The 4,625-nt window shown below is 69.7% G+C and carries 4 protein-coding genes; all 4 read left to right on the plus strand.

The window, feature by feature from the left end; translation table 11 throughout:
• Positions 1–865: amidase (locus PMI01_RS05360; RefSeq protein WP_035034757.1), on the plus strand; the 865-nt coding region annotated here is incomplete at its 5' end.
• 101 nt (positions 866–966) lie between these two features.
• Positions 967–1,593, plus strand: coding sequence for an RNA polymerase sigma factor (locus PMI01_RS05365; protein WP_007664866.1), 627 nt, complete (start codon positions 967–969; stop codon positions 1,591–1,593).
• Positions 1,559–2,524: a FecR family protein gene (locus tag PMI01_RS05370; RefSeq protein ID WP_007664868.1), complete on the plus strand. Its 966-nt coding sequence runs from the start codon at positions 1,559–1,561 to the stop codon at positions 2,522–2,524. Before PMI01_RS05365 ends, PMI01_RS05370 begins: the two co-directional genes overlap by 35 nt.
• Before the next feature lie 379 nt (positions 2,525–2,903).
• On the plus strand, positions 2,904–4,625 hold a 1,722-nt coding region (locus PMI01_RS05375; protein ID WP_007664869.1), incomplete at its 3' end, for a TonB-dependent receptor.

Here is a 4,625-nt window from a genome sequence, read left to right on the forward strand (position 1 = left end):
GATCCGCCTGCCGGCCGGCTGGTGCGGAATCTACGGCCTCAAGCCCAGCAACGGCCGCGTCCCCATCGACCCGCCCTATATCGGCCGCGTCGCCGGACCGATGACCCGCACCGTCGCCGACTCCGCCCTGATGATGAGCGTGCTGTCCGCCCCCGACTGGCGCGACTATATGAGCCTGCCGCCCGCCGACCTCGACTGGCTGAACCTGGACATCGACCTCAAGGGCCTGCGCATCGGCCTGATGCTCAAGGCCGGCGCCGGCCTGCCCGCCGAGCCGGAGGTCGTCGCGGCCGTCGTCGCGGCGGCAAGGCTGCTGGAGGCGGCCGGCGCGAGCGTCGAGCCCTTCGCGCCGTTCCTGACCCGTGAGATGCTCGACGGCCTGGACCTGTTCTGGCGCACGCGCTCCTGGAACGACCTGCGCGCCCTGCCGCCGGAGAAGGCCGCCCTGGTGCTGCCCTATATCGACACCTGGGCGCGCGCCGCCGAAGGCGCCGACGGGGTGTCGGTCTATCGGGGCTTCAACCAGATCCAGATGATCCGCGAGGCCGGGGCCAAGGCCTTCCAGCCCTACGACTTCGTGCTGTCGCCGACCGCCCCGATGCCGGCCTTCGCGGCGGAACTGCCCTCTCCCACCAACGATCCCGCCCGACCGTTCGAGCACATCGGCTTCACCGTGCCGTTCAACATGACCGAACAGCCGGCCGCCTCAATCAACTGCGGCTACACGTCAGAGGGCCTGCCGATCGGCCTGCAGATCGTCGGGCGGCGGTTCGACGATCTGGGCGTGCTGAGGCTGTCGCGCGCCTATGAACGCCTGCGCCCCGCCCAGCGCGCCTGGCCGATCGTCCCGACCGGCGAAGCCTGAATCGGGCAAATCGGCCGGCTTGTGCCTCCGTGCGTGCAGGACGGCGCAAATCCCGTCGCCCGCCGCCGGGGTCGCGTTGATTCCGGTCGCGAGGCCGCCGCATGGTCGCCTCGCCGCAACGGCTGGTCGGGATCGGGACCCAGGTGAAGCAGAGCCGCGCTGAAATCGTCGCCTTCGTCGGCAGCCAGATCCTGCCGCACGAAGCCGATGTGCGCGCCTGGCTGCGGCGGACCGGCAGCCTCGCCGCCGACGTCGACGACATCGTGCAGGAGACCTATTGCCGGCTGGCCGCCCTGGAGACGGTGTCCCACATCGCCAGCGGCCGGGCCTACTTCTTCCGGACCGCCCGCAACATCGCCATCGAGCGGATTCGCCGCGCGCGCATCGTTCGCATCGACTGCGTCACGGAAATCGACGCGCTGAACGTCGTAGATGATGAGCCCTCGCCCGAACGTGTCGTCGCCGGACGGCGCGAGCTGCGCCGGGTCCAGGCCCTGATCGAAGGATTGCCCGAGCGTTGCCGACAGATCTTCACCCTGCGCCGGATCCACGGCCTCTCGCAGCGCGAGGTGGCGACGCGCCTGGGCGTGACCGAGAATGTCGTCGAGGCCCAGGCGATGCGGGGCTTGCGTTTAGTCCTGCGCGCCTTATCGGAGACCTCCGCGCTAGATCATCCATCAGCCGACAAGGGTCATGACCGCGTTTCAGTCCGCAAAAGAGATCGATGACGAGGCGGCCGATTGGGCCGCTCGCATCGATGGGCGCGGTCTGGAGGCGGAGCGGGATCCCCGGCTGCAAGCCTGGCTGGCCGGAGATCCGCGTCGCGCCGGCGCGTTCCTGCGCGCCCAGGCCGCCATCAGCTTCCTGGACCGCGGGCGGGCCCTGGCCGGGGCCGACGAGACCGCCAGCCTCGATGCGGCCCCGCGCCCCAGCCGTCGGGCGCTGTTCGCGGGCGCGGGCGGAGCCTGCGCCGCCGCCCTGGTCGGCGGCGCGACCTTCTGGGCGACGCGGCCGCAACGCCTCGACACCCGGCTGGGCGAAATCCGGCGGGTGCCCCTGGCCGACGGTTCGCTGGTGGCGATCAACACCCGGACCGCCCTCGACGTGGCCCTGAAGCCCCGGACCCGCCAGATCACCCTGCGGCGCGGCGAGGCCTGGTTCCAGGTGGCCAAGGACGCCGAGCGCCCGTTCGTGGTCTCGGCCGGCCGCGTGCGGGTGCGGGCGGTCGGCACGGCCTTCTCGGTGCGACGCGGCGACGACGGCGTCGACGTCATGGTCACCGAGGGCGTGGTCGAGACCTGGATCGAGGGCCAGGACGGGCCGCGCCGGCGCGTGACGGCCGGCAACGGCGTGGTGCTGGCCAGCACGGCCGCGCCGATCATGGCCAAGTCCCCCGCCGAAATCGAACGCAGCCTGGCCTGGCGCAACGGCGAGATCGCGCTCGACGGCGAGAGCCTGGGCGACGCGGCCAGCCAGTTCAACCGCTACAACAGCCGCCAGATCGTCATCGACGATCCGCAACTGGCCCAGGAGCGCTTCGTCGGTCTGTTCCGGACCAATGAGCCCGAAAGCTTCGCCGCGGCCGTCGCGGCCACCATCGGCGCCAAGGTCGAGGAGGATGAGCGCGTCATCCGCCTCAGTCGCGATCGACTATCGTAAGGTCGAATTCGCTCATCCATAGTGAGTGAAGAGCATAAGACTCATTTCGATTGACGATATGAGCAAATCTTACTTCAGAGATATTTTATATCCATTGAGACAGACCCAATAAGATCGAAGCTTCCCGTGGGACAAACCCGGGGGAATAACGATGAAGAACTCGACGGACGCGCTGGTGCGCGCCAGTGGCATATCGATCCCGGCGTCGCCCGACGCCGCGCACGCGAAAAGGGCGCCGGGTTCCCCGGATGGCGCAAAAGCGGGCGTCCGCGACCGTAGGCGGAACAATCTCCCGATCTTTCCCCGGAAAACCGACCGGCGCCCCTCGTCCTATCAGGAGGCCGCGCTTGGCGGCCCTCGGATCGATGGGGGATTGTCGATGATCGAGCAGACGAACCGTTCCGTGAGGCGGAAGCTGTGCGCGGCGGCGGCCGTATGGGCCTTGAGCGCCGGGGTGGCCTTCGCCCAGGCCATGCCGTTCCGGATCGACTCCCAGCCGGCGGCCACGGGCATTCCGCAGTTCGCCCGCCAGGCCGGCGTGCAGATCCTGATCCACGCCGACGCCGTGCAGGGCAAGCGCACCGCGACCGTGCGGGGCGCGCTGTCGGTGCCCGACGCCCTGGACCAGCTCTTGGCCGGAACCGGCCTGGTCGTGGTGTCCAACGACGGCAAGACCATCATCCTGGCCCCGCCGCGCACCGGCCTGGTCAAGGCGCGCTGGTCCTCCGGCGGCGGCGACGCGCCGGTCGCGACGGCGGCCCCGGAGCCCACGCCCGAGCCCGAAGCCCCCAGCGTCATCGAGGAGGTGATCGTCACCGGCACGCGCTCGACCTCGCGCACGGTGACCGAGAGCATGGCGCCGATCGACGTGATCTCGGCCGCCGAACTGACCAAGAGCGGCAAGCAGTCGACCCGCGACCTGATCTCCACCCTGGTGCCCTCGGCCAACACCTCCAACAGCGGGGCCGGGGCCAGTTTCGCGATCAAGACGGTGTCGCTGCGCGGCCTCAGCGCCGACCAGACCCTGGTGCTGGTCAACGGCAAGCGCCGGCACAACACCGCCATCCTGTTCGTCAACGGCGCCACCCAGAACGGCCAGTCGCCGCCCGACCTGGACCTGATCCCCTCGGCCTCGATCGAGCGCATCGAGGTGCTGCGCGACGGCGCCTCGGCCCAGTACGGCTCCGACGCCCTGGCCGGGGTGATCAACATCATCCTCAAGAAGAGCCCCGAGGGCGGTTCGATGTCGGCGCTGTACGGCAAGACCGCCGAGGGCGACGGCGAGACCGGCCAGATCTCCGGCAATTTCGGCATGAAGCTGGGCGAGGCCGGCTACCTGAACCTGACCGGCGACGTGCGGATCAACGACCTGACCGACCGCGGCGACAAGACGCCCAACACCACGCTGATGTACTTCCCGCTCAACGCCCTGGGCCAGCCGGTCAGGGTGGGGACGGCGGGCGCGACACCCGACCCGCGGGAGGCGACCGCCAGCCGCCACACCAGCCACCCCGGCTCGCCGGCCGTGCAGCTGTTTTCGCTGGGCTACAGCGCCGGGACCCCGGTCACCGACGACATCGAGGTCTATTCGTTCGGCACCTTCGCCAGCCGCAACACCGCCGCCTGGCTGACCTTCCGCAACCCCAACGCGGTCAACAACATCACCGCGGTCACCCCGAACGGCTACACGCCGCGCCTGTTCCTCAAGGACCGCGACTTCCAGGTGGCGGTGGGCGCCAAGGGCACGGAACTGTTCGGCTTCGACTGGGACCTCAGCTCGACCTTCAGCCGCGACGACGTCGGCTATTACGAGAACTCGCTCAACGCCTCGATGGGCCCGGCCAGCCCGACCCGCTTCTACATCGGCACGCTGAAGTTCCAGGAGTGGACCACCAATTTCGACCTCACCCGCGAACTGGCCACCGGATGGTTCGCCAAGCCGCTGTTCCTGGCCGCCGGCCTGGAATATCGCGACGACCAGTTCCAGATCGAGGCGGGCGAGCCGGCCTCCTACATCAACGGCGGCTATGTCGCGCCGGTCGGCAGCCCGCAGGCCGGGGTGGTGTTCGCGGGCGGCTCGCAGGGCGTGACCGGCTTTCCG

Source organism: Caulobacter sp. AP07, assembly GCF_000281955.1.
GTDB lineage: Bacteria > Pseudomonadota > Alphaproteobacteria > Caulobacterales > Caulobacteraceae > Caulobacter.